The sequence below is a fragment of the Janthinobacterium sp. BJB446 genome (genome assembly GCF_002735655.1).
Lineage (GTDB): Bacteria > Pseudomonadota > Gammaproteobacteria > Burkholderiales > Burkholderiaceae_D > Janthinobacterium > Janthinobacterium lividum.
The window spans coordinates 990,530-1,014,477 of record NZ_PDZK01000001.1 but is presented as its reverse complement, the minus strand read 5'-3'; the positions used below and the strand labels follow the sequence as shown (position 1 = coordinate 1,014,477).

Annotated in this window: 23 protein-coding genes; 2 read left to right on the top strand and 21 right to left on the bottom strand. The window is 60.9% G+C overall.

Going from position 1 to position 23,948, the window contains the following annotated elements; translation table 11 throughout:
- Positions 1–41: 41 nt before the first annotated feature.
- From CSQ92_RS04600 to ppsA, 4 genes are all read right to left on the bottom strand, one after another.
- Positions 42–986, bottom strand: a complete 945-nt coding sequence (locus CSQ92_RS04600) for an SPFH domain-containing protein (RefSeq protein ID WP_070257384.1) — start codon at positions 984–986, stop codon at positions 42–44.
- A 15-nt stretch (positions 987–1,001) separates the two neighbouring features.
- Positions 1,002–1,418, bottom strand: coding sequence for an NfeD family protein (locus CSQ92_RS04595; RefSeq protein ID WP_034784134.1), 417 nt, complete (start codon positions 1,416–1,418; stop codon positions 1,002–1,004).
- A gap of 177 nt (positions 1,419–1,595) precedes the next feature.
- Positions 1,596–2,093 (bottom strand): Dps family protein, encoded by a 498-nt coding sequence (locus tag CSQ92_RS04590; RefSeq protein WP_034752224.1) that lies wholly within the window; start codon positions 2,091–2,093, stop codon positions 1,596–1,598.
- A 146-nt stretch (positions 2,094–2,239) separates the two neighbouring features.
- Entirely contained in the window at positions 2,240–4,672 is a 2,433-nt protein-coding gene (ppsA, locus tag CSQ92_RS04585; RefSeq protein WP_034752367.1) for a phosphoenolpyruvate synthase, read from the bottom strand.
- A gap of 152 nt (positions 4,673–4,824) precedes the next feature.
- Here ppsA and ppsR point away from each other — a divergent pair, with 152 nt between their 5' ends.
- A complete protein-coding gene (gene ppsR / locus CSQ92_RS04580) occupies positions 4,825–5,673 on the top strand; it encodes a posphoenolpyruvate synthetase regulatory kinase/phosphorylase PpsR (protein WP_034784135.1) in 849 nt (282 codons plus the stop codon).
- Positions 5,674–5,707: 34 nt separating this feature from the next.
- Here the strand turns inward: ppsR and CSQ92_RS04575 are convergent, their stop codons facing one another.
- From CSQ92_RS04575 to rpsB, 17 genes are all read right to left on the bottom strand, one after another.
- A complete protein-coding gene (locus tag CSQ92_RS04575) occupies positions 5,708–6,922 on the bottom strand; it encodes an aminotransferase class V-fold PLP-dependent enzyme (RefSeq protein ID WP_099393341.1) in 1,215 nt (404 codons plus the stop codon).
- A gap of 21 nt (positions 6,923–6,943) precedes the next feature.
- On the bottom strand, positions 6,944–7,729 hold the full coding sequence (locus CSQ92_RS04570; RefSeq protein ID WP_034784137.1) for a TrmH family RNA methyltransferase: 786 nt from the start codon (positions 7,727–7,729) through the stop codon (positions 6,944–6,946).
- On the bottom strand, positions 7,726–8,364 hold the full coding sequence (gene rnhB, locus CSQ92_RS04565) for a ribonuclease HII (RefSeq protein WP_099393340.1): 639 nt from the start codon (positions 8,362–8,364) through the stop codon (positions 7,726–7,728). The genes CSQ92_RS04570 and rnhB overlap by 4 nt, the downstream gene beginning before the upstream one ends.
- Before the next feature lie 44 nt (positions 8,365–8,408).
- Positions 8,409–9,593 (bottom strand): lipid-A-disaccharide synthase, encoded by a 1,185-nt coding sequence (lpxB, locus tag CSQ92_RS04560; protein WP_099388559.1) that lies wholly within the window; start codon positions 9,591–9,593, stop codon positions 8,409–8,411.
- A complete protein-coding gene (lpxA, locus tag CSQ92_RS04555; RefSeq protein WP_092610952.1) occupies positions 9,577–10,368 on the bottom strand; it encodes an acyl-ACP--UDP-N-acetylglucosamine O-acyltransferase in 792 nt (263 codons plus the stop codon). The genes lpxB and lpxA overlap by 17 nt, the downstream gene beginning before the upstream one ends.
- Position 10,369: 1 nt before the next feature.
- Complete coding sequence (fabZ, locus tag CSQ92_RS04550; protein WP_070257388.1) at positions 10,370–10,864, bottom strand: 3-hydroxyacyl-ACP dehydratase FabZ; 495 nt, start codon at positions 10,862–10,864, stop codon at positions 10,370–10,372.
- The gene (gene lpxD / locus CSQ92_RS04545) at positions 10,861–11,916 is read right to left on the bottom strand and encodes a UDP-3-O-(3-hydroxymyristoyl)glucosamine N-acyltransferase (RefSeq protein ID WP_034784143.1); all 1,056 of its coding nucleotides are present in this window, start codon (positions 11,914–11,916) and stop codon (positions 10,861–10,863) included. Before lpxD ends, fabZ begins: the two co-directional genes overlap by 4 nt.
- Positions 11,917–12,065: 149 nt before the next feature.
- Entirely contained in the window at positions 12,066–12,584 is a 519-nt protein-coding gene (locus tag CSQ92_RS04540) for an OmpH family outer membrane protein (RefSeq protein ID WP_051958405.1), read from the bottom strand.
- A gap of 51 nt (positions 12,585–12,635) precedes the next feature.
- Positions 12,636–14,972 carry an outer membrane protein assembly factor BamA gene (bamA, locus tag CSQ92_RS04535; RefSeq protein WP_034784144.1) on the bottom strand — a complete coding sequence of 779 codons (2,337 nt, stop codon included), beginning with the start codon at positions 14,970–14,972 and terminating at the stop codon, positions 12,636–12,638.
- Between the two features lie 83 nt (positions 14,973–15,055).
- Positions 15,056–16,417 (bottom strand): RIP metalloprotease RseP, encoded by a 1,362-nt coding sequence (gene rseP, locus CSQ92_RS04530; protein ID WP_099393339.1) that lies wholly within the window; start codon positions 16,415–16,417, stop codon positions 15,056–15,058.
- Positions 16,414–17,598, bottom strand: coding sequence for a 1-deoxy-D-xylulose-5-phosphate reductoisomerase (ispC, locus tag CSQ92_RS04525; protein ID WP_092610943.1), 1,185 nt, complete (start codon positions 17,596–17,598; stop codon positions 16,414–16,416). The genes rseP and ispC overlap by 4 nt, the downstream gene beginning before the upstream one ends.
- An 8-nt stretch (positions 17,599–17,606) precedes the next feature.
- Positions 17,607–18,440: a phosphatidate cytidylyltransferase gene (locus CSQ92_RS04520; protein ID WP_099393338.1), complete on the bottom strand. Its 834-nt coding sequence runs from the start codon at positions 18,438–18,440 to the stop codon at positions 17,607–17,609.
- Complete coding sequence (gene uppS, locus CSQ92_RS04515) at positions 18,440–19,207, bottom strand: polyprenyl diphosphate synthase (protein WP_034784151.1); 768 nt, start codon at positions 19,205–19,207, stop codon at positions 18,440–18,442. Before uppS ends, CSQ92_RS04520 begins: the two co-directional genes overlap by 1 nt.
- A gap of 99 nt (positions 19,208–19,306) precedes the next feature.
- On the bottom strand, positions 19,307–19,867 hold the full coding sequence (gene frr, locus CSQ92_RS04510; protein ID WP_034784152.1) for a ribosome recycling factor: 561 nt from the start codon (positions 19,865–19,867) through the stop codon (positions 19,307–19,309).
- A 176-nt stretch (positions 19,868–20,043) separates the two neighbouring features.
- Positions 20,044–20,760, bottom strand: a complete 717-nt coding sequence (gene pyrH, locus CSQ92_RS04505; RefSeq protein WP_034752258.1) for a UMP kinase — start codon at positions 20,758–20,760, stop codon at positions 20,044–20,046.
- A gap of 147 nt (positions 20,761–20,907) precedes the next feature.
- Complete coding sequence (tsf, locus tag CSQ92_RS04500) at positions 20,908–21,819, bottom strand: translation elongation factor Ts (RefSeq protein WP_034784153.1); 912 nt, start codon at positions 21,817–21,819, stop codon at positions 20,908–20,910.
- Between the two features lie 158 nt (positions 21,820–21,977).
- A complete protein-coding gene (gene rpsB, locus CSQ92_RS04495; RefSeq protein ID WP_010397614.1) occupies positions 21,978–22,730 on the bottom strand; it encodes a 30S ribosomal protein S2 in 753 nt (250 codons plus the stop codon).
- A 400-nt stretch (positions 22,731–23,130) separates the two neighbouring features.
- On the opposite strand from rpsB, the gene map reads away from it, so the two are divergent.
- Positions 23,131–23,943 (top strand): type I methionyl aminopeptidase, encoded by an 813-nt coding sequence (gene map / locus CSQ92_RS04490; protein ID WP_034784155.1) that lies wholly within the window; start codon positions 23,131–23,133, stop codon positions 23,941–23,943.
- The last annotated feature ends 5 nt before the right edge of the window (positions 23,944–23,948 follow it).

Here is a 23,948-nt window from a genome sequence, read left to right as displayed (position 1 = left end):
TTAAAGACAAACCTGCTACGAGTTTGCTATTCACCAGGCAATCAGGGAATCGCCACGCTGCCTTTCGGCTTCTGCGTTTTCACCACCTGCATCGCCGTGGCGATCAAACCGCTCATATCGCCCAGATTCGCCGGCACGATAATCGAGTTATTGGTTTTCGCCAATTGTGCGAACGCGCCCACATACTGCTCGGCTACTTTCAGGTTCACGGCATCTTCCCCGCCCGGTTCGCGAATGGCGGCACCCACCTGGCGCAGCGCCTCGGCACTGGCCTGAGCCAGCGCGACGATGGCCGTGGCCTGGCCTTCGGCACGGTTGATCGAGGCCTGCTTCTCGCCTTCGGAGCGGGCAATGGCCGCTTCGCGCTCACCGCTGGCGATATTGATCTGTTCCTGCTTGCGCCCTTCCGAGGCGGCAATCAGGGCGCGCTTCTCGCGTTCGGCCGTAATCTGTGCCTGCATCGCATGCAGGATTTCCTTGGGCGGCGTCAAATCCTTGATTTCATAGCGCAATACCTTGACGCCCCAATTCGCCGCCGATTCATCGATGGCATTCACGATGGCCGTATTGATATGGTCGCGTTCTTCAAATGTCTTGTCGAGTTCCATTTTACCGATCACCGAACGCAAGGTCGTTTGCGCCAGCTGCGTAATGGCGGCAATATAATTCGACGAGCCATATGAAGCACGCATGGCATCGGTAATCTGGAAATACAGAATGCCATCGACCTGCAATTGCGTATTGTCGCGCGTGATGCACACCTGCGGCGGTACGTCGAGCGGAATTTCCTTGAGCACGTGCTTGTAGGCGATACGGTCGACAAAAGGCACGACAATATTCAGGCCAGGACCCAATACCGCGTGAAACTTGCCCAGACGCTCCACCACCCAGGCATGCTGCTGCGGCACCACATTGACCGTCTTGAAGACAAATACCAATGCCAGCAATAACAAGATCAGCGACACGCTACCAGTGCTTACTTCCATAATCTACTCTCCAGGTTATCCAACAATCAAACGGCTGCCACGCACGGCATGTATGGTGTAATGGCCGGCTTGCGTATCGCCGCCGGGAATCAGCTCCACATCCCACAAGGCGCCGCGGTACATGACGCGCGCCGCGCCGTCGACCCAATGCGCGACCGCCACGCTTTGGCCGATATCGAGATTCACATTCGGGTCCTGCGCCGCATCGCGCCGCGCCGCCTTGCCAAAACGGCTGCGCCGCAATAACAGGGTGGCAGCCACGCCGACAATGGCGGCCGTCAGGGCTTGCCAGCCGCCATTGCCGCCCGCCAGCGCCACCAGTCCTCCGGCACTGATGCCGATGGCAATCATCAGCAAATAAAACGTGCCCGTAAACAGCTCCAGGATCAATACCGCGCCAGCCGCCACAAACCAGCCTACCCATTCAGCCATGATGCCTCCATCTTTGCGAATCCGAAAATAAAAAACCCCGTAGCCTATATAAGCGACGGGGTTTAATGAGTATTACTGCCTGATATTATTCTTGCCAAACACCTATATACAAGCAGTCTAACGCAATTCCTGATGACGTCAATAGGCGGGGGCGAATTAGCGCCGCAGGCCCGGCCTTTATTCCTCGAGCAGGCTGCGCAACATCCACGCCGTCTTTTCATGCAAATCCAGGCGCTGCGTGATCAGGTCGGCCGTCGGCTGGTCATTGGCTTTTTCCAGCAGCGGGAACAGGCGGCGCGCCGTGCGCGCGGTTGCTTCCTGTGCCGATACCAGGTGGCTGACCATGTCCAGCGCCGGCGGCACGCCGTCGATTTCCTTGATCGAGGCCAGCTTGACGAATTCCTTGTAGGTACCGGGCGCCGGGTAGCCGAGAGCGCGGATGCGCTCGGCGATCAGGTCCAGCGCGGCCCACTGCTCCGTGTATTGCGTCATGAACATCAGGTGCAGGGTGTTGAACATCGGCCCCTTGACGTTCCAGTGAAAATTATGGGTCATCAGGTACAAGGTGTAGCTGTCGGCCAGCAGGCCGGACAGGCCTTCCGCAATCTTCGCGCGGTCCGCTTCGGAAATGCCGATATCGATCTTTGCCACTTTGCTCGGTTTCTTGCTTGCCATGTGAACTCCTGTTTCAATGTATTGGTGGAATCATTTTAGCTGATCTGGAGCAAGCCCATCGAATACTGCCGTGCGCCGCGTGGCAGGCATAAAAAAACCCGCTGCCGGGTGAGCGGCAGCGGGTTTTCAAAGGGCGGGAAAGATGCTTACGCTTTCAGCGCAGCCAGTTTCTGCCAGGTGTCGATCACCGAATCCGGATTCAGCGACATCGATTCGATGCCCTGCTCCATCAGCCAGACGGCGAAGTCCGGATGGTCGGAAGGACCCTGACCGCAAATGCCGATGTACTTGCCGCGTGCCAGGCAAGCCTTGATGGCCAGGGCCAGCAGCGCTTTCACGGCAGGATCGCGCTCGTCGAAGTCGGCGGCCAGCAATTCCATGCCGGAATCGCGGTCCAGGCCCAGAGTCAGCTGGGTCAGGTCGTTCGAACCGATCGAGAAGCCATCGAAATGGTCGAGGAACTGGTCGGCCAGGATGGCGTTCGACGGCACTTCGCACATCATGATGACGCGCAGGTCGTTCTCGCCGCGCTTCAAGCCATTCTTTGCCAGCAAGTCGATGACTTTCTCGGCCTGGCCCAGGGTGCGCACGAAGGGCACCATGATTTCCACGTTCGTCAGGCCCATGTCATTGCGCACGCGCTTCATCGCTTCGCATTCCATGTTGAACGCTTCGGAGAAGTCGGCCGACAGGTAGCGCGCCGCGCCGCGGAAGCCCAGCATCGGGTTTTCTTCGTCCGGCTCATAGCGCGAACCGCCGATCAGCTTCTTGTACTCGTTCGACTTGAAGTCGGACAGGCGCACGATGACTTTTTTCGGCCAGAACGCGGCGGCGATGGTGGCGATGCCTTCGGCCAGCTTGTCGATGTAGAACGCCTTTGGCGAAGCGTGGCCGCGCGCCACCGATTCCACGGCCTTTTTCAGGTCGGCATCGATGTTCGGGTATTCCAGGATCGCGCGCGGGTGCACACCAATATTGTTATTGATGATGAATTCCAGGCGCGCCAGACCCACGCCGGCATTCGGCACGGACTGGAAGTCGAACGCCAGCTGCGGATTGCCCACGTTGAGCATGATCTTGGTGTCGAGCTTCGGCAATTCGCCGCGCGACACTTCCGACACTTCTGTTTCCAGCAAGCCATCGTAGATCTTGCCTTCGTCGCCTTCGGAGCACACCACGGTGACAAACGTGCCATCTTTCAGCACGTCGGTCGCGTCGCCGCAGCCGACGACGGCAGGCACGCCCAGTTCACGCGCAATAATTGCTGCGTGGCAAGTACGACCGCCGCGGTTGGTGACGATGGCCGAAGCGCGCTTCATGACCGGCTCCCAGTTCGGGTCTGTCATGTCGGCAACAAGCACGTCGCCTGGCTGCACGCGCTCCATGTCGGCCGGGTCGTGAATCACGCGCACGGGGCCGGCGCCGATCTTCTGGCCGATGGCGCGGCCGGAGGTCAGCACGGTGCCGGTGCTTTTCAGCTTGAAGCGTTCTTGCACGTCGGTCGCCTTTTGCTGCGACTTGACGGTCTCGGGACGCGCTTGCAGGATGTACAGCTTGCCGTCGCGGCCATCCTTGCCCCACTCGATGTCCATCGGACGGCCGTAGTGGTTTTCGATGATGACGGCGTATTTGGCCAGCTCCACCACTTCGCTGTCGTTCAGCGAATAGCGGTTGCGCATTTCGACGGGCACGTCGACGGTTTTCACGGAACGGCCAGCTTTCGCTTCGTTCGTGAATTCCATCTTCAGCAGCTTCGAGCCGATATTGCGGCGGATCACGGGCGACTTGCCTTTTTCCAGCATCGGCTTGTGCACATAGAATTCGTCGGGATTGACGGCGCCCTGCACCACGGTCTCGCCCAGGCCATAGCTGGAGGTGACGAAGACCACGTCCTTGAAGCCCGATTCCGTATCGATGGTAAACATCACGCCAGCCGCGCCCAGGTCGGAGCGCACCATGCGCTGCACGCCGGCCGACAAGGCCACTTCAGCGTGCGTAAAGCCCTTGTGCACGCGGTACGAGATGGCGCGGTCGTTGTACAGCGACGCGAACACCTGCTTCATGGCCTCGAGCACGTTGTCGATGCCGACCACGTTCAGGAAGGTTTCTTGCTGGCCAGCAAAAGAAGCATCCGGCAAGTCTTCCGCCGTGGCGGAGGAACGCACGGCAAACGACATTTCCGTATCGGAATCGGCCACCAGCTTGGCGTAGAACTGGTCGATTTCGGCGGCCAGGCGTGGCTGGAATGGCGTTTCCACGATCCATTGACGGATCTCGGCACCGGCTTGCGCCAGCGAGCGCACGTCATCGATGTTCAGCCCTTCGAGGCGCTGGGCGATGCGTTCGGCCAGCGGCAAGCCGCCATTGGCGCTATACGACAGGAAATCGCGGAATGCCTGCGCCGTGGTGGCAAAGCCACCGGGCACGCGCACGCCGGCTTCCGCCAGCTGGCTGATCATTTCGCCCAGGGAGGCGTTCTTGCCGCCGACGGATTCGACATCCGTCATGCGCAAATGCTCGAACGAGGCAACATACACCGCGTCCTTGTCTTCCTGCTGTTGCGATACTGCGTTGGTCATAATGACACCCTTACTGATGATAGAAATCTTTACGCGCGGCGCACAGACAGTCTTCTTGTTATTCTTGGCGTCGTGCAGCACAATCATACCGTTGCAGCCATTTTACCTTGTGCGGCGCAAATTGACGACGCACAATCTTGATCCGAAAACCCATGACACAAGATCCACGCCCCCCTCTGCCCTCCGCGGCCCGCACCGTTTTCTTCGTTTCCGACGGCACCGGCATCACCGCCGAGACGTTCGGCCACTCGGTGCTGACGCAGTTCGATCTGCGCTTCCGCCAGATCCGCCTGCCCTTCATCGACACCATGGACAAGGCCTACGAGGCGGCGCGCAAGATCAACGAAGCGTTCGCCACCGATGGCCAGCGCCCGATCATTTTCTCCACCCTGGTGAAGAACGACCTGTCGGCCGTGATCCGCAAGTCCAGCGGCATGCACATGGACCTGATCCAGACCTTTGTCGCCCCGCTGGAGCAGGAACTGGGCGTCATGTCGACCCATACCATCGGGCGCTCGCACAATATCGTCGACAGCGAGGAATACAAGAACCGCATCGAGGCGATCAACTATTCGCTGGCGCACGACGATGGCCAGTCGCACAAGAACCTGTCCTCGGCCGATGTCATTCTGGTGGGTGTGTCACGCTCTGGCAAGACCCCGACCAGCCTGTATCTGGCCATGCAATACGGTATCAAGGCGGCCAATTATCCGCTGATTCCCGATGATTTCGAGCGCGACAAGCTGCCATCGGCCCTGCTGGAATTTAAGAATAAAATTTTCGGATTGAGCATTACGCCCGAACGTTTGTCGGAAATACGCAACGAAAGGCGCGCTGGAAGCAAGTATGCGGCCATCGAAAATTGCCGTTACGAGGTCAACGAGGCGGAAAAAATGATGAAACGCGAGGGCATCCGCTGGCTCTCCTCGACCACCAAGTCGATCGAAGAGATCTCCACGACGATCCTGCAGGAGATCAAGCCGAACCGCCGCGAGTACTAGTACGCTTGACCAAACCTGCTGCGCGTCGGTTTTGTCAGGTGTCCGTTTCTCTGGATAGTGCCGTCAGCGCCGCCACCAACCGGTCCAGTTCACCGATGGTGGTGGTGATGGCCACAGTGGCGCGCACGATGTCGGTATCGCCGATATTGCGTTCGACGGTAAACACGCCGAAGCGGTGCAATAAAACCTGCTGCAGCTCCCGCGCACGCATGCCATCGACGGCAAACGCCACCAGCGCCGTGCCGCGCCTGGCGTCGAGCGGAGACAACATGCGCACGCCGGGCAGTTGCGCGGCGCGGCTGACCCAGTAATTGCGCAGCCAGGCCAGGCGTTCGGTCTTGGCCGGCGTGCCACCCAGGCGCGCATGGAAGTCCAATGCGGCAGGCGCGGCCAGGATGGCACCGATCGGCGGCATGCCCATGTGCAGGCGGCTGCGGATATCGTCAAGCGGATAATCATCATCGCCAAAGTGCGGCTCGATCTTGTGCAGCTGCGATGCGCGGATATACACGACACCCAGTCCCGCCGGCGCCCCCAGCCATTTGTGCAGATTGAAGCCGGCGAAATCGATGCCCATGGCCTGCACGTCCACGTCAACCTGCCCCAGCGCATGGGCGCTGTCGAGCAGCACGTCGATGCCGTGCTCGCGCGCCAGCGCCATGATGGCCTGCACTGGCAGTTGCTGGCCATTGGCCGGCGTTACCTGCGACAGCAGCAGCAACTTGGGCTTGACGGGCTGGCGCATGGCTTGCGCATAACTGGCGATGATCTCGTCATCGCCGATGGGCAAGCTCAGCTTGATTTGCGTGCTGGTGACGCCACGGCTCTGCGCCAGCCAGCGCATGGCCGTGCGCATGGCCGGATAATCGAGATTACTCCACAGCACCGTATCACCGGGCGCCAGGCCATGGTATTGCGTAATCAGCACCTGCATCGACTCGGTGCCGCTGCGGGTCAGCAGTATCTCGCGCGGTTCGGCATGGATCAGCGCAGCGACGCGCTGGCGCAGGATATCCACATGCGTGCGCGTGAACTCGCCGCGCACGAAAGGACTCAGTTGCTCGTTGGTGTAGCGCACGGCCTGCTCGAAGGCGGCTTGCACGGGCGCGGCCATGGCGCCGAAATAGCCATGCTCGAGATTGACGATGGTGTCCGGCGGCGCGGGATACAACGCGGCCACCTGGCGCCACCAGGCCTCGTCGCGTGTGACACCGTCGGCGGGCAAAGGCGGAACTGGATGATCAGGCATGGCGGCTCTGCTTGGAAAGCGTCAGGCCTGGCCCTGGCGCAGCTGTTCGAAGAAGCACACGGCGGCGCAGGCGGCCACGTTCAGCGATTCGATCTGGCCCAGGTGGGGAATGACCACCTGGTGCGTGGCCATCGACAGCAGGTCGTCGGCCACGCCCTGCCCTTCATGGCCGAACAGCCACGCGACGGGCTGGCGCAGGTCGACGTCGTACAGGCGCTGGGTGGCGTAGCCGCTGGTGGCGAGGGTCGCCACCTTGGCGCCGGAAACGAGCGCCGCCAGGTCGACGTTTTCAAAGATGTCGAGCACGAAATGCGCGCCCATCGCCGCGCGCAGCACCTTCGGCGACCAGCAGAAAGCCGTGCCGGCGCTGCAATACACCTGCGTGATGCCGGCGGCGGCCGCGCTGCGCAGGATGGAGCCCACATTGCCCGGGTCTTGCAGGTTATCGAGCAGCACGGCCGACACGCCCAGGGGCTGCGTGACGGCCCGTTCCGGCGTCTCGATGAGGAACATCACGCCCACGCCGTGCTCGACCTGGCTCACCGCGTTATACAGCGCGTCAGGCAAGCCCAGCACGTGCGCGCGCTGGCTTTCCAGCTGGCCGACGATGTCCGCCACTTCCCCGTTCTGCAAGGCGCTTTCGCTGACGATGCATTGCTCCGGCATGCCGCGCAGCTGCAGGTAGGACTGGCACAGGTGCACGCCGTCGAGCAAGGTGCGGCCCGACTTGCGGCGCGCCTGCGAGCTGCCCGCCAGCTTCAGCAAATCCTTGTATTGCGCGTTGTCGCGCGAGGTAATCGTCTTCATGCCGCCACCTCCTGTCCACCAAACAGGGCGATCACGTTGCGCACGGGCGCGAACGAGCGGCGGTGCACGGGCGAGGCGCCGTGCAGGTGCAGGCGCTCGAGGTGCAGCTTGGTGCCGTAGCCCTTGTGCTGGTCGAAGCAGTATTCGGGATAGGCCGCATGCAGGTGTACCAGGGCCGCGTCGCGCGCCGTCTTGGCCAGGATCGAGGCGGCGGAAATCGAATCGACCTTGTCGTCGCCACCAATGATGGCCATGCCGCGTATCGGCATCACGGGGCAGCGGTTGCCGTCGATCAGGGCCAGGGTCGGCACGGTAGCCAACGCCTCGACGGCGCGGCGCATGGCCAGCATCGACGCCTGCAAAATGTTCAGGCGGTCGATCTCTTCTTCCGACGCTTCGGCGATGGCCCAGGCCAGGGCCTTGGCCTTGATCTGCGGCGCCAGCAGGTCGCGCCTGGTTTCGCTGAGTTTTTTCGAGTCGCGCAGGCCGTCGATGGGCTGGTTCGGGTCGAGGATCACGGCGGCGGCGAACACGGGGCCGGCCAGCGGACCGCGTCCTGCCTCGTCGACGCCGCAGATGATTTCATCGAGCGAGAATGGCAAGTCGTCAAACAGGCCGGGATAGATATTTTTCACGTTGAATCTTTGGTTGGTACTGCGGTTGAAGCGGTGATCGGGGCTTACTTGCGGTTGGCGGCGATGACTTGCATGACGGCGTTGGCGCTCTCTCGCGCGCTGTCGCGCAGCAGGCTGTGGTGCATGTCCGTGAAGCGCTGCACCAGGCGCAAACGGCCCGGCACGTCGCTCAGCTGCTGCCACATGGCCTCGGCCAGCGATTCGGGGCTGGCCGCGTTTTGCAGCAGCTCGGGCACCAGGTAGTCGCGCGCCAGGATGTTTGGCAAACCGATCCACGGCTGGTAACCCATGTGGCGCATGATTTCCCACGACGCGCGCATCATCTTGTAGGCGATGACCATGGGCTTCTTGTACAGCGCCACTTCCAGCGAGGCCGTGCCGGACGCCACCAGCACCGCATCGGCGGCGCAGATGGCCGTGTGCGAGCCGCCGTCGGTGAGCAGGATCTCGACGTCCTGCAAGCCGGCTTCCGCGATCAATTGCAGGAAGTACTGGCGCTGCTTTTCGCCGGCCATGGGCGCGACGAAACGCAGGGAGCGGTCGCGCGCCAGCAGCAGCTTGCAGGCACCGACAAAGGCCACCGTATTGTATTTGAGTTCGCCCATGCGGCTGCCCGGCATCAGGGTCACGACATTCGCGTCTTCCGGCAAGCCCAGGGTGCGGCGCGCGGCCGCTTCGTCGGGCTGCAACGGAATCATTTCAGCCAGCGGATGGCCGACATAGGTGACGGGCACGCCCGCCTTGCGGTAGATCTCTTCCTCGAAGGGGAAGATCACCAGCATGTGCGAGACGGCCTTGATGATTTTCTTGATGCGGCCACCGCGCCAGGCCCATATCTGCGGCCCGATGTAGTGCACGGTAGGGATGCCGCCTTCCTTGAGCTGCTGTTCCAGCCCCAGGTTGAAGCCCGGATAGTCGGCGCCGATGAAGACGGCGGGACGCTCCGCCAGCAGCTGGTCGCGCAATGCGTTCTGGATGCCCTTGATCTCGCGGTAGCGGGGAATGATCTCGAACAGGCCCCGCACAGTCAGCTTGTCGAGCGGCCAGTCGGACACGAAGCCCTGCCTGGCCATGTGCTCGCCGCCAATGCCGTGAAAGCGGGCGCCGGGCAGCTGCGGCACGAGGCCGGACAGCAGCCGGCTGGCCAGCAGGTCGCCCGACACCTCGCCGGCGACGATGGCGACATTGGCGACCGGCCGGCCGCCGGACTGGTCAGCGGACGATGCCACGCGACGCCACGCCAAGGAATTCGCGCATGGCACGAATGTGTTCCGCCACCTCGGGCGACGATGCCGCTTCTTCTTCGAACAGGGCAGCCTTGGATTCTTCCAGGGTCAGTCCCGAGCGGTAGATGAGTTTATACGCGGTGCGGATGCCGTTGATCTGCTCGCGCGTAAAGCCGCGGCGTTTCAAGCCCTCGATATTGACGCCATGCGCCTGCGCCGGATTACCGTTCAACAGGACGAACGGTGGCACGTCCTGCGTCAGGCTGGTGCTCATGCCGACGAAGGCGTGCGCGCCGATCTTGCAGAACTGGTGCACATTGGCGAAGCCGCTCATGATGACCCAGTCGCCGATCTCCACGTGGCCCGCCAGCTGCGCATTGTTCGAAAAAATCGTGTTGTTGCCCACCAGGCAGTCGTGCGCCAGATGCACATACGCCGAAATCCAGTTGTCATTACCCAGGCGCGTCACGCCGCCGCCCTGCACGGTGCCCGTGTTGAAGGTGCAGAATTCGCGGATGGTGTTGCGGTCGCCGATTTCCAGGCGCGTCGCCTCGCCCGCCCATTTTTTGTCCTGCGGCTGCGCGCCGATGGAGGAAAACTGGAACAGGTGGTTATCGCTGCCGATCGTCGTGTGCCCGTCGATCACCACGTGCGGGCCAACCTTGGTGCCGGCGCCGATGCGCACGTGCGGACCGATGATGGTGTACGGACCCACCTCGACCGAACTGTCGAGCTCGGCCTTCGGGTCGATGACTGCCGTGGAGTGGATGGCCGCCATGTTACTGCCCCGCTGGCTGGCTCGCAGACTGGCTCGCATCCTGCGCGCTGCGGATGGTGCACATCAGTTCCGCTTCCACCGCCAGCTTGCCGTCGACCGTACCGACGGCCTTGTATTTCCAGATGCCGCGCGAGACGCGCAGGATTTCCACATCCATCTTCAGCTGGTCGCCCGGCTCGACAGGACGCTTGAAGCGCGCATTGTCGATGCCGACAAAGTACACCACCGAATTTTCGTCCGGCTTCACGCCCATCGTCAGGAACGACAGCAAGGCCGCCGTCTGCGCCAGCGCTTCGATCATCAGCACGCCAGGCATGACTGGCTTGTGCGGGAAATGGCCCTGGAAGAACTCTTCGTTGACCGTCACGTTCTTGATGGCGGTGATGGTTTTGTTCGCTTCCCAATCCAGCACGCGGTCAACCAGCAGCAGCGGGTAACGGTGCGGCAGCAGCGATTTGATGGCGAGGATGTCGAGGGTCTTTTTTTCAGTAGTCATTTTTCGTCTTGCGTGGTCAGTGTTTTAATTGTTTTTTCAAGCGCGCGTATCTTCTCGCGCATGCTTGACAGGTTGCGCACGATGGCGGCGCTCTTTTCCCAGTCGGCGTTCTTGGCCAGCGGATAGAAGCCCGTGTACTGGCCCGCTTCCAGGATCGAACGCGAAACCATGCTGCCCGAGCCCACGTGGACGCGGTCGGCAATGGTCAGGTGGCCCAGCACCATGGCGGCACCGCCAAAGGTGCAGTACTTGCCGATGATGGCGCTGCCGGCCACGCCGACGCAGCCGGCCATGGCCGTGTGCGCGCCGATATGGCAGTTGTGGCCGATCTGGATCTGGTTATCGAGCTTGACGCCATCTTCGATGATGGTGTCGGCCAGTGCGCCACGGTCGATGGTGGTGTTGGCGCCGATATCGACATCGTCACCGATCACCACCCTGCCCGTCTGCGGAATCTTGATATACACGCCGCCTTCGTTGGCGAAGCCGAATCCGTCGGTGCCGATCACGGCGCCCGAATGGATGATGCCGCGCTGGCCGATCACGCAGCGCGCGTGGAAGGTCACGTTGGCGAACAGCTGGGTACCGGCGCCGATGACGGCGTCGCGGCCCACCACGCAGCCGGCGCCGATGACGCAGCCGGCACCGATCACGGCGCCCGCTTCGATCACCGCATGCACGCCGACGGAGGCGCTGGCGTCAACCTGCGCGCTGGCGTCGACAAAGGCGCCCGGATGGATGCCGACCGGGGCCTTGATCTCGTGCAGGGCGGCAAAATACTGCGCCGCACGCGCGAAATACACATAGGGATTCGGGGTGACGATACGCGCGCCGGCGTAGTCGTCGCCGATCAGCGCGTCGTCGGCCGGCGTGAGGATCAGCGCCGCGGCGCCACTCTGGGCGGCCTGTGCGCGGAATTTGCTATTGCTGAGAAAGCTGATGTGCGAAGCGCCGGCGTCGGCCAGCGGTGCGATGCCTGAAACTTCCAGGTTCGGATCGCCCGCCAACTGCCCGCCGAAGCGTTCGACCAAGTCTCCTAGTCGAGTGCCCATCTTTTACCTTTATAAGAACGCCTGACTATGCCTGCTGCGCGGCGCGATTTGCGGTCTCCGATGCTCACTGTGCTCCAGCACAGCTCCGCTTCTCAATCACAACTCACATCCGCTCGCCACGGCACTGTCAGGCGTAAAAACTATTACAGTTACTTGTCCAGCGCCTTCAATACCTTGTCGGTAATGTCGATGCGCGGGCTGGCCCACAGGGCTTCCTGCAGCACGATGTCATATCCTTCGATATGCGCCATCTGCTGGATGATGGTGTTGGCCTTTTCCGCGATGGCGCTGCGCTCTTCGTTCGTACGCTGGCTCAGGTCTTCGCGAAACTCGCGCTGGCGGCGTTGCAGCTCCTTGTCCAGCTCGAAAAACTCGCGCTGGCGCTTGGCGCGCTCCGCCTCGCTCAGGGTCGGCATGTCCTTTTCCAGGGCTTCGTTGGCGACCTTGAAGCGGCTGGCCAGTTCCTGCACGGCTTTTTCACGCGAGCGGAACTCTTCGGCCAGCTTGGCGCTGGCCAGCTTGGCCAGCCTCGATTCGTTATAAATACGTTCGCTGCTGATCCAGGCGATCTTCGACTCCTGAGCCTGCGCCTGCACCGGCAACAGCGAACTCCAGCACAATGCGATCACGGCAAGGGTCTTGGGCAGGGTAGCGGATGCGGTGTTCATGATACTCCATGGTCAAAAAGTAAAAGCTGTCGCCCCGGTTCAGATGGCCGGTCAGAAACCGGTGCCCATCTGGAACTGGAAGCGCTCCAGGCGGTCCGTCGGCTTGGCGTTCAGCGGCTTGGCATAGCTCAGCTTGAGCGGGCCCACCGGGGAAATCCAGCTGATGCCCAAGCCAGCAGAATAGCGCAATTGCGACAAACGCATTTTTTCGCCTTCCTGGTAGACCTGGCCGCCGTCAAGGAAACCGAACCAGCGCAAGCTGCGGTCATTGCCCGAACCGGGGAATGGCATCTGCAGTTCCGCGTTACCGATCAGGCGCGAAGCGCCGCCCAGGGCATCGTTGGTGCTCGGTTCGACCGCGCCCAGCGAAGAACTCAGGTAGCCGCGCACCGAACCGATACCGCCGCCGTAGAAGTTCTTGAAGACCGGGTAAACGTGCTTGCCGATGCCGTGGCCGTAATCGAGTTCGCCCTTCAGCGCCAGGGTGACCTTGCTGAACAGCGGACGGAAATACTGGTGCTCATAGATGGCACGGAAGTATTTCTGGTCGCCGATCAGGTCAGCCTCCAGGTTGACGCGCTGGTAGCGGCCGATCGACGGCGTCAGGGCGCTGTCGCGGCTGTCGCGCTGCCATGCCGCCGTCAGCGGGATGGAATTGGTGGTGGCCGAACCGATACCGTCGGACGGGCCGCCATTGTCAACCACATACTGCTTGAAGCGGATCGGGCTGGTGATGTCGGTTTCGATGCGCGAGCGCTCGGCGCCGATACCGAAGAAGACGGTGTCGACTTCCGAGAACGGCACGCCGAAACTGACACGGCCACCGGTTTGCTTGATCTTGTAGCTGCCGATGTTCAGCGCCGGCGGTTCCGTCGTACGCAGGTAGACTTCAAAGCTGCGCGAAATGCCGTCGTCCGTGTAGTACGGATTGGTTTGCGAAAACGCGATCGTGCGACTGTAGTGGCTGGTATTGAGTTCGATGCCGACCGTGTTGCCGCTACCGGCAAAGTTGGCCTGCGAAATCGACGCCGACAGGGTAAATTTTTCCGATTGCGAGAAAGCGCCGCCGATCAGGAAGTTACCGGTTGGTTTTTCCACCACCGTCACGTTGACGTCGACCTGGTCGGTCGTGCCCTGCGCTTCCGGCGTGTCGATGGTCACGTCCTTGAAGTAGCCAAGGCGGTCGACACGGTCGCGCGACAGCTTGATCTTGTTGCTGTCATACCAGGACGATTCGAACTGGCGGAATTCGCGGCGGATGACTTCATCGCGCGTGGTGGTGTTGCCGGCGATATTCATGTGGCGCACGTACACGCGCTTGCCCGGATCGATGAAGAAGGTAAAGCCCACTTCATGCTTTTCACGGTTGATTTCCGGATTCGCGTTGACGTTGGCAAACGCATAGCCGAACGTGGCCAGGCGATCCTGGATGCGCTTGTTCGTCGCCGTCAGGCGCGCGCCCGAATAGATTTCGCCTTCGCGCATCAGGTTCAGCGCTTTCAGCTCTTCTTCGCGGCCAAACATCTCGCCTTCGAACTTGGTGCCGGCGATCTTGTACTTCTCGCCTTCGGTGATATTGATCGTCAGGTAGATGTCTTTTTTATCGGGCGTGATCGACACTTGCGTCGAGTCGACCTGCATCTCGATATAGCCGCGGTCCAGGTAGTAGGACTTGAGCGACTCGATGTCGCCCGTCAGCTTGGTCTTCGAATATTGGTCGGCCTTGGTGTACCAGCTGAACCAGCCGCCAGTGTTCAGGGCCAGCTGCTCGCGCAGTTCCTTGTCGGTGAAGGCCTTGTTGCCGACGATGTTGATCTGCTTGATGCGGGCCACGTCGCCCTCGTCGACGGCGAACACCACGTTGACGCGGTTACGCTCGATCGGCGTGACGGTGGTGGTGATCTTCACGCCGTACAGGCCATGCGACAGGTACTGGCGCTTGAGCTCCTGTTCCGCGCGGTCAACGGAGGCCTTGTCGAAAATCTTGGCTTCACCGACGCCGATTTCCTTCAAGGCCTTGACCAGCACATCCTTCTCAAATTCCTTGGTACCGGTAAATTCCACGGTGGCGATGGCTGGACGTTCCTCGACCAGCACCACCAGCACGTCGCCATCGGCTTCCAGGCGCACATCCTTGAACATGCCCGTCGCGTACAGGGCCTTGATGGCGGCCACGCTCTTCTCGTCGGAGAACGTTTCGCCGACCCGCACCGGCAGGTAGGCAAACACGGTGCCCGCTTCGGTACGCTGGATCCCTTCGACCCGGATGTCCTTGACAGTAAATGGCTGGACGGCCAGCGCGTGGCCGGAACAGAAGGCCATGACGGCGGCGCCGATCAGGCTGCGGCGAAAGGAAGGCAAGGCAAAACGAGCAGAATGTAATTTCATTGGGGTTATTCAATGGGTAAATCAATGGACAACATACACAAAAGATTGCTTGTGCGACTCACGCAATGGCATCAACCACCGCCCTAATTCAGCAATCGCAACACGTCATTAAAGACGGCAAGCACCATCAAGGTCAGCAACAAACCGATCCCCAGGCGCTGGGCAATCTCGCCTACGCGCTCCGGCAAGGGGCGTCCGGTCAAAACTTCCAGCGAATAATACAGCAAATGCCCGCCATCCAGAACAGGAATGGGTAGCAAATTCATCACGCCCAGACTGATACTGATGAAGGCAATGAAGCTCAGGTAGCTTACCAGGCCGATGCGCGCCGTCTGGCCCGCGTAATCGGCGATGGTAATGGGTCCCGTCACATTCTTCAGCGAGACCTGGCCGGTGATCATCTTGCCCAGCATTTTCAGGCTCATGACACTGGTATCCCAGACCTTGGCGGACGCCTTGCCCACGGCGGCGAACGGTCCGGATGCCACGGTGATCATATCCGGCACCTGCCCCAGCTTTGCCTGTATCTTACCAACTGTTACAGCTCCCTCTGCCCCGGCGCCCGGCACGGCGTCCGGCGTAATGGCCAAGGTCAGGTCCTGGCCCTGGCGCAAGAGTTGCAATTGCAAGGTCCGGCCCGGCGCCTGGCTCAGGGTGGCGATAACGGCCGCCACGTCGTGCACGGGCTGTTCGTCGATGGCCAGGATCTGGTCGTCTTTCTGCAAGCCGGCGCGCGCGGCGGCGCCACCGGGCATGATTTCCATCAGGGTGGGCGCGGAACGGGCCAGGGTCAGGCCCAGCTTGCCCAGCACGTCGCCTTCCAGATCGGTTTCCGTCAGGCTGGCCGTCGGCAAGGTCGCTTCCTGCTCGCCGCGGTCAGGCCGGCGCACTTCGATGCGGGCCGGCTGCTTGTCGAGCGTGGCCTGGATCAGCTCCCAGCGCAGCTCGGACCAGCTGGCCACAGCCTTGCCATTCACCGCTTCGACCGTATCGCCGCTGCGCAAGCCGGCCGCATAGGCGGCCGTCTGCTCGGCCACGGGGCCGAGCTTGCTCGAAGGCTCTTCGATGCCATGCATGAACAGGCCCGCGTACAGCACGATGGCGACGAGGAAGTTGGCCAGCGGGCCGGCAGCCACGATGGCGATGCGGCGCCACACGCTCTGGCGCGTGAATTCGCGGCGCAATTCGCTTTCCGGCAAGTCGCTGAGGTCTTGCGCGCGGCTGTCGAGCATGCTCACATAGCCGCCCAGCGGCAGCGCGGAAATCGCCCATTCCGTCTGGTCCTTGCCAAACTTGCGCGAATACACCACTTTTCCCATGCCGATCGAGAAACGCAGCACCTTTACGCCGCACCAGCGCGCCACCAGGTAGTGGCCCAGCTCGTGCAGGGTAATCAGTGAACCGAGCGCGACAATAAAGGCCAGCAACGTGGTGATGAGCGTCATGCAGCCAGCCTCTGGGCGATGTATGCTCGCGCAGCCGCTCTGGCCAAGCGGTCCTGCTCCATCACGGCCTCGATGCTGGAAGCGGCGCCATGCGGCACCGTCTCGATCACGTGCGCGATGACCCGGTCGATCTGGCGGAAGCCGATCTGTTCGTCGAGGAAGGCTTGCACGGCCACTTCATTGGCCGCATTGAGCAAAGCCGGGGCCGTGCCGCCCGCGCGCAGGGCGTCGAAGGCCAGCGCCAGGCAAGGGAAACGGCGGAAGTCGGGACGCTCGAACTGCAGGGTGGCCACTTGCGCCAGGTCCAGTTGCGCCACGCCGGAAGCGATACGCTGCGGATATGCCAGCGCATGCGCGATCGGCGTGCGCATGTCCGGATTGCCCAGCTGGGCCAGCACGGAACCGTCGACATACGACACCATCGAATGGATCACGCTTTGCGGGTGGATCAGCACCTCGATCTGCTCGGCAGGGGCGCCGAACAGCCAGTGCGCCTCGATCACTTCCAGGCCCTTGTTCATCATGGTGGCCGAATCGACGGAAATCTTTCGCCCCATGGCCCAGGTCGGATGCTTGCACGCCTGGTCCGGCGTGACCGAGTCGAGCGTTTCGACGTCGCGCGTGAGGAAGGGGCCGCCGGAAGCGGTGAGCACGATTTTTGCCACGCCTGCGGCGCCTGGCGCGCGGCCATGGGCGTGCGGCATGCATTGGAAGATGGCGTTATGTTCGCTGTCGATCGGCAGCAGCACGGCGCCGTTATCGTGCACGGCATCGATGAACAGCTGGCCGGACATGACGAGCGCTTCTTTATTGGCCAGCAATACTTTCTTTCCGGCACGCGCCGCCGCCAGGGTGGGCGCCAGGCCGGCCGCGCCGACGATGGCCGCCATCACGCCCGTCACTTGCGGCGCGCTGGCGATGGCGCACAGGGCTTCCTCGCCGTACTCGACTTGCGTATCGACGCCCTGCCCGCGCAGCAAGCGCGTCAGTTCAAGGGCGGCGTCCGCCGTGCCGACGACGGCGCGCTGGGGACGAAATTGCAGGCACTGGGCGGCCAGTTCGGCCACACGCGTATGCGCGCTCAGCGCATACACGCTGTATTGCTCCGGATGACGCGCGAGCACGTCCAGGGTGGACACGCCGACCGAACCGGTCGCGCCAAGAATGGTGATGTATTGCATGAGTTTCCTTAAAGCCAGCTGGCCACGAGGGCGGCAAATGGCAGGACCGGGATCAACGCGTCGATACGGTCGAGTACGCCGCCATGGCCAGGCAGCAGGCTGCTGCTGTCCTTGATGCCGGCGCGGCGCTTCAATTGGGATTCGAACAGGTCGCCGACGATGCTGGCGGCGACGATCAGCAGCAGCACCAGCAGGGCCACCAGCCAACCGCGGCGCAATTGCAGCTGCACGGCAAAGGTGTCTTGCAAGACCGGCAGCGATGGCGCGGCCACGATGGTGATGGCGGCAATGACCAGCACGGCGATGCCGCCGCCAATGGCGCCTTCCCAGGATTTACCTGGAGAAATGCTTGGCGCCAGCTTGCGCTTGCCGAAAGCCTTGCCCGAGAAATAGGCGCCGATATCGGCGATCCACACGAGGGCCATGACGGACAGCAGGTACAAAGGGCTATGCAGGAACAGGGCGATGATGGCGACGAAGCAGCCGACGATGGTCACCGGGTACACGAGGCTGAGCAAGGTATTGCCCAGGCCTTCGGTAGGCGGCAAGCCCGTCGCCAGCGAGGGCACGAAGCGGATCAGCCAGATGGCCACGCACAGGGCGAACCAGAAATTGAGCTGCGCCATGCCGTTACCGACAAAAAACGTATACGCGAAGGCGGCAGTCCAGACGGCGGCAATCACGAGCGCGTGGCGATTTTTGAAAATGCGGAAGCTTTCCCAGACGGCGGCGCCGAAGAACGCCGTGGCGATCACGGCGAAGGCGGGGAAATAATTCAGATACAGAACCGGCAGCAAGACCGCCAACAAGACCAGGGCGGTGATTATCCGTGTTTTCAGCATCAGTTTGTCTTTTCAGTTAATTGCGCGCTGGTACGGCCAAAGCGCCGTTCGCGCTGCTGGTAAGACGCGATTGCCGCGTCGAGGCACTCGTCATTGAAGTCGGGCCAGAAAGTCTCGGTGAAAAACAACTCAGTGTACGCCAGTTGCCACAGGAGGAAATTGGAAATGCGCTGCTCACCGCCCGTGCGGATGAACAGGTCGGGCTCGGGCGCGTAGGCCATGGCCAGGTGCGGCGCCAGTTGCTCTTCCGTATAAGCGTGCGCGGCGGGCTGGCCATTGGCTGCCGCCTCGGCCGTCATTTTGTTGACTGCCTGCATGATGTCCCAGCGGCCGCCGTAATTGGCGCAGATGGATACCGTCAGGCGCGTGTTGTTCGCCGTCTTGCGCTCCGCATTGGCGATCAGGGTTTGCAGCTCGCCATTGAAGCGCGACAGGTCGCCCACCACCTTCAGGCGGATGTCGCTGGCATGCATCTTGACCACTTCACGTTCCAGCATCGTGACGAACAGGCGCATCAGCATCGACACCTCTTCTTCCGGGCGGCGCCAGTTTTCCGAACTGAAGGCAAACAGGGTCAGATATTCGACACCGCGGTCGAGGCAAGTCTCGACGATGCCGCGCACGGCGTCGGCGCCCTTGACGTGGCCAGCCACGCGGGGCAGGAAGCGCTTGGTTGCCCAGCGACCATTGCCATCCATAATGATTGCCACATGGCGCGGCACCGTGCCCACCTCAGGTACTGCCGTTGTCGAACTCGAATAGATCATGAAAACACGAATACCAAAAATAAAAGATAGCTATTATGCGCCAAATAGCACTGCCCGGAAAAGCCATGCTTTCCCGGGCAGTGTCAAAAGGACTGAAAACTAGACCGTCAGTACTTCTTTTTCTTTGTCGACGACCATCTTGTCGATGTCGGCAATAAACTTGTCCGTCAGTTTCTGCACTTCTTCCGACGAGCGGCGCTCATCGTCCTCGGAGCAGGCTTTTTCCTTGACCAGTTTCTTCAGCGACTCGTTCGCATCGCGGCGAATATTACGCACGGCAATCTTCGCGTCTTCCGCCTCGCTCTTGACCAGCTTGACCATTTCCTTGCGGCGCTCTTCCGTCAGCGGCGGCGTCGGAACGCGGATCAGGTCGCCCTGTGCCGATGGGTTCAAGCCCAGGTCCGCGTCGCGGATGGCTTTTTCAATGGTGTTGGCCATCTTCTTTTCGTACGGCTGCACACCGATGGTGCGCGCGTCGATCAGGGTCACGTTGGCGACCTGGGTCAGCGCCGTCGGCGAACCGTAGTAATCGACCATCACGTGGTCCAGGATACCCGTATGGGCGCGGCCGGTACGCACTTTGGCCAGATCGGCCCGCAGTGTTTCCAGCGACTTCGTCATGCGTTCCTGGGTGTTCTTTTTAACGTCAGCTAAGGACATTACCTACTCCTTGTCTTGATAATAATGAATATTCTATTGCGCTTGCGGCTTGAATGGTACCGCAGCCGGGAGTGCCGAAAACCGTTCAGGGCAAGGCGCAGCGCCGAAGACAGTACTTAATGTACGGCGAGGCGCTGCAACGCAGCCATGGGCGGTTTCTCGGCGCTCCGCTTCCCTTATACGTGCACCAGGGTGCCTTCATCTTCACCCATGATGACGCGCATCAGCGCGCCTGGCTTGGTGATCGAAAACACCTTGATCGGCAGTTTCTGGTCGCGGCACAGGGCGAATGCGGTGGCATCCATCACTTGCAGGTGCTTGGCGATGGCGTCGTCGAACGTAATCGTGTGGAACAGGGTGGCGTTCGGATCCTTCTTCGGATCGGCCGTGTAGACGCCGTCGACCTTGGTGGCCTTCAGGACGATCTCGGCGCTGATCTCGGAACCGCGCAGGGCAGCTGCCGTGTCGGTGGTGAAGAATGGATTGCCGGTGCCGGCGGCGAAGACCACCACTTTACCTTCTTCCAGGTATTGCAGGGCTTTCGGGCGGACGTACGGCTCGACCACTTGTTCGATGCCGATGGCCGACATGACGCGCGCGGTAATGCCGACGTGGCGCATGGCATCGGCCAGGGCCAGTGCATTCATCACCGTGGCAAGCATGCCCATGTAGTCGGCGGTGGCACGGTCCATGCCTTGCGCACCAGGCGCGACGCCGCGGAAGATATTGCCGCCGCCAATCACGATTGCCAGTTCCACACCCAACTTCGCCACCTCGGCCACATCGGCCACCATGCGCTCGATCGTGGCGCGGTTGATGCCGTAGGGATCATCACCCATCAGGGCTTCGCCGGACAACTTGAGGAGGACGCGCTTGTAGGCTGGTTTTGACATGAGCTGGGGCTCCATAAATGAGGTTATTCGAGTATGACATGGCGCAGCGCCTTGCAGCGCCGGATAGGCGCGCGGGGCTGCCCATGCCGCCGCCCGGCACGACAGGTGCGGGCGGGCCAAAAAAACGGGCCTCTCGGCCCGCTTTACTTACGCTCCCTGGGAGGCAGCCATCTGTGCTGCGACTTCTGCTGCGAAGTCGTCTTGCTTCTTCTCGATGCCCTCGCCCACTACGTACATGGCGAAACCTTTGACGCTGGTGTTAGCCGCCTTCAGCATTTGCTCAACCGACAGCTTGTCGTTTTTCACGAAAGCTTGGTTCAGCAGGGAAACTTCTTTCAGGAACTTCTGTACGGAACCTTCCAGGCGCTTGGCCAGGATTTCCGGCGATTGCGCTGGCTTGCCTTCGGCGGCCGCTTTGGCTGCGTCTTCTTCGGCTTTCAGTTGGGCAACCGAACGCTCTTTTTCGATCAGTTCCGCTGGAACTTCGTTCGAGGACAGCGACACTGGCTTCATGGCAGCGATGTGCATGGCCACGTCTTTGCCGACTTGCTCATCGGCGCCGTCGAATTCGACGATCACGCCAATGCGCGAACCGTGCAGGTACGAAGCCAGCTTGTTGCTGGTTTCGAAACGCTGGAAGCGGCGGATGGTCATGTTTTCGCCGATTTTGCCGATCAGGGCAGCGCGCACGTCTTCCAGGGTCTTGCCATCGAGTGGCAGGGCCAGCAGGGCAGCTACGTCAGCCGGGTTGTGTTCTGCTACCAGACGGGCAGCGTTGTTGGCCAGTGCCAGGAAATCGTCGTTTTTCGCAACGAAGTCGGTTTCCGAGTTCACTTCGACCAGGGCGCCTACGCCATTGGCGATGTAGGTTGCCACGACGCCTTCAGCGGTGATGCGTGCCGATGCTTTCGATGCCTTGCCGCCCAGCTTGACGCGCAGGATCTCTTCCGCACGAGCCATGTCGCCATCGGCTTCGGTCAGTGCTTTTTTGCATTCCATCATTGGTGCGTCGGTTTTGCCGCGCAATTCGCCTACCATCGCTGCTGTAATCGCTGCCATGTGTTTCTCCTGATTCGGTGAGTCGATAGTCGCGGCCGGGCATGCATGCCTCGCCAGCGGTCACTATCGTTTTTTTGTTAAAAAAAAGGGGGAGCTGCTGCCACCCCTTTTCCCTTACTGCTGTGCTTACAAACGGCTATCTTGCGATAGCCTGGCCATTAAGCCTGTTCGTTTACTTCGACGAATTCGTCGCCAGCGGCTGCTTTAACCATTTCAACAACTTCGTTACCGGCAGCTGCACGGCCTTCGATGATTGCATCAGCAACACCGCGAGCGTACAACATGATGGCTTTCGAGGAGTCATCGTTACCTGGGATCACGAAGTTCACGCCTTCTGGGGAGTGGTTGGTATCGACAACGCCGATGACCGGGATACCCAGTTTAGCTGCTTCGGTGATCGCACCTTTGTGGTAGCCGACGTCGACGACGAAGATTGCGTCAGGAATGCCGCCCATGTCCTTGATGCCGCCGATCGATTTTTGCAGCTTGATCATTTCGCGGGAGAACATCAGCGCTTCTTTTTTCGACAGCTTCTCGATCGAACCATCTTCGATCATCACTTCCATGTCTTTCAGACGCTTGATCGAGGTCTTGATCGTTTTGAAGTTGGTCAGCATGCCGCCCAACCAACGTTGATCAACGAAAGGCACGCCAGCGCGTTGTGCTTCAGCAGCGATGATTTCGCGAGCTTGACGCTTGGTGCCAACCATCAGGATGGTGCCACGGTTTGCAGCCAGTTGACGCACGTGCTTCATTGCGTCCTGGTACATCGCCATGGTTTTTTCCAGGTTGATGATGTGGATCTTGTTGCGATGGCCGAAGATGAACGGTGCCATTTTTGGATTCCAAAAACGGGTTTGGTGACCAAAGTGGACACCGGCTTCCAGCATTTCGCGCATTGTTACGGACATTATTAACTCCAGGGTTGGGTCTGGAATCCGATCAGTCACCATACAGGCACCCTTGTCGACCGGATTCGCGTGTTTATATAAATTAAAGACACTGTTTTACTGCATTGCTTAAAAGAGAATTCAAGCAACCCGGGATTCTACACCGAAATGCCCGCCGCATCAAGTCCGCGCTGCAAATCGCGCGCCCTGCGGAAACACCCAATGCACCATGCTGGTGCAAGGTGTGGCGCCGCCGCCTGCTGGCCGCCACTTCCCCCACAAATCCCTGCCTGGCCATAGGAAGGAGGCGGCGGATTCAGGGCGCCTCGTTTATAATTTCGACATATTTGCAGACTTTTTCCCATACAGCAGAAATCGTCTGTGCTTTTCACCTGAATTCTTGCAGATTGCGAAATACACCATGTCCACCATCCGTATCAATAGCGCCGCCGACATCGAAGGCATGCGCGTTGCCGGCAAGCTCGGCGCCGAAGTACTCGACTACATCACCCCCTTCGTCAAGGTCGGCGTCACGACCGGCGAACTGGACCGCCTGTGCCACGAATACATGGTCAACGTGCAGGGCACTATCCCTGCCCCGCTGAACTATTGCCCACCCGGCTACACGCCGTACCCGAAAGCCATCTGCACCTCCGTCAACGACGTCATCTGCCATGGCATTCCCGGCGACAAGGTCCTCAAGAGCGGCGACTCCGTTAACCTCGACATTACCGTCATCAAGGATGGCTACCACGGCGACAACAGCCGCATGTTCCTCGTCGGCACGCCGACCATCCTGGCCAAGCGCCTGTCGGAAATCACCTATGAATGCATGTGGCTGGGCATCGACCAGATCAAGCCGGGCGCCCACCTGGGCGATATCGGCCACGCCATCCAGCAGCATGCCGAGAAGGCCGGATACAGCGTGGTGCGCGAATTCTGCGGCCACGGCATCGGCAAGGTCTTCCATGAAGAGCCGCAAGTATTGCATTACGGCAAACCAGGCACCCTGGAGCGCCTGGAAGCGGGCATGATTTTTACCGTCGAACCGATGATCAACTCGGGCCGCCGCGAAATCCGCGAAATGAACGATGGATGGACCATCAAAACCAAGGACCGTAGCCTGTCGGCGCAATGGGAACACACGGTGCTGGTGACGGAAACGGGCTATGAAGTGCTGACCGTCTCGCCCGGCATGCCGCCGCCGCCCGCCTTTATCGGCAATAAAGCCTGATTCAT

Bases quoted from the DNA above. Each gene is read 5' to 3' on its own strand.
- CSQ92_RS04600 (WP_070257384.1), bottom strand. From the start codon at position 986: ATGGAAGTAAGCACTGGTAGCGTGTCGCTGATCTTGTTATTGCTGGCA.
- CSQ92_RS04595 (WP_034784134.1), bottom strand. From the start codon at position 1,418: ATGGCTGAATGGGTAGGCTGGTTTGTGGCGGCTGGCGCGGTATTGATC.
- CSQ92_RS04590 (WP_034752224.1), bottom strand. From the start codon at position 2,093: ATGGCAAGCAAGAAACCGAGCAAAGTGGCAAAGATCGATATCGGCATT.
- ppsA (WP_034752367.1), bottom strand. From the start codon at position 4,672: ATGACCAACGCAGTATCGCAACAGCAGGAAGACAAGGACGCGGTGTAT.
- ppsR (WP_034784135.1), top strand. From the start codon at position 4,825: ATGACACAAGATCCACGCCCCCCTCTGCCCTCCGCGGCCCGCACCGTT.
- CSQ92_RS04575 (WP_099393341.1), bottom strand. From the start codon at position 6,922: ATGCCTGATCATCCAGTTCCGCCTTTGCCCGCCGACGGTGTCACACGC.
- CSQ92_RS04570 (WP_034784137.1), bottom strand. From the start codon at position 7,729: ATGAAGACGATTACCTCGCGCGACAACGCGCAATACAAGGATTTGCTG.
- lpxA (WP_092610952.1), bottom strand. From the start codon at position 10,368: ATGGCGGCCATCCACTCCACGGCAGTCATCGACCCGAAGGCCGAGCTC.
- fabZ (WP_070257388.1), bottom strand. From the start codon at position 10,864: ATGACTACTGAAAAAAAGACCCTCGACATCCTCGCCATCAAATCGCTG.
- lpxD (WP_034784143.1), bottom strand. From the start codon at position 11,916: ATGGGCACTCGACTAGGAGACTTGGTCGAACGCTTCGGCGGGCAGTTG.
- CSQ92_RS04540 (WP_051958405.1), bottom strand. From the start codon at position 12,584: ATGAACACCGCATCCGCTACCCTGCCCAAGACCCTTGCCGTGATCGCA.
- bamA (WP_034784144.1), bottom strand. From the start codon at position 14,972: ATGAAATTACATTCTGCTCGTTTTGCCTTGCCTTCCTTTCGCCGCAGC.
- rseP (WP_099393339.1), bottom strand. From the start codon at position 16,417: ATGACGCTCATCACCACGTTGCTGGCCTTTATTGTCGCGCTCGGTTCA.
- ispC (WP_092610943.1), bottom strand. From the start codon at position 17,598: ATGCAATACATCACCATTCTTGGCGCGACCGGTTCGGTCGGCGTGTCC.
- CSQ92_RS04520 (WP_099393338.1), bottom strand. From the start codon at position 18,440: ATGCTGAAAACACGGATAATCACCGCCCTGGTCTTGTTGGCGGTCTTG.
- uppS (WP_034784151.1), bottom strand. From the start codon at position 19,207: ATGATCTATTCGAGTTCGACAACGGCAGTACCTGAGGTGGGCACGGTG.
- frr (WP_034784152.1), bottom strand. From the start codon at position 19,867: ATGTCCTTAGCTGACGTTAAAAAGAACACCCAGGAACGCATGACGAAG.
- pyrH (WP_034752258.1), bottom strand. From the start codon at position 20,760: ATGTCAAAACCAGCCTACAAGCGCGTCCTCCTCAAGTTGTCCGGCGAA.
- tsf (WP_034784153.1), bottom strand. From the start codon at position 21,819: ATGGCAGCGATTACAGCAGCGATGGTAGGCGAATTGCGCGGCAAAACC.
- rpsB (WP_010397614.1), bottom strand. From the start codon at position 22,730: ATGTCCGTAACAATGCGCGAAATGCTGGAAGCCGGTGTCCACTTTGGT.
- map (WP_034784155.1), top strand. From the start codon at position 23,131: ATGTCCACCATCCGTATCAATAGCGCCGCCGACATCGAAGGCATGCGC.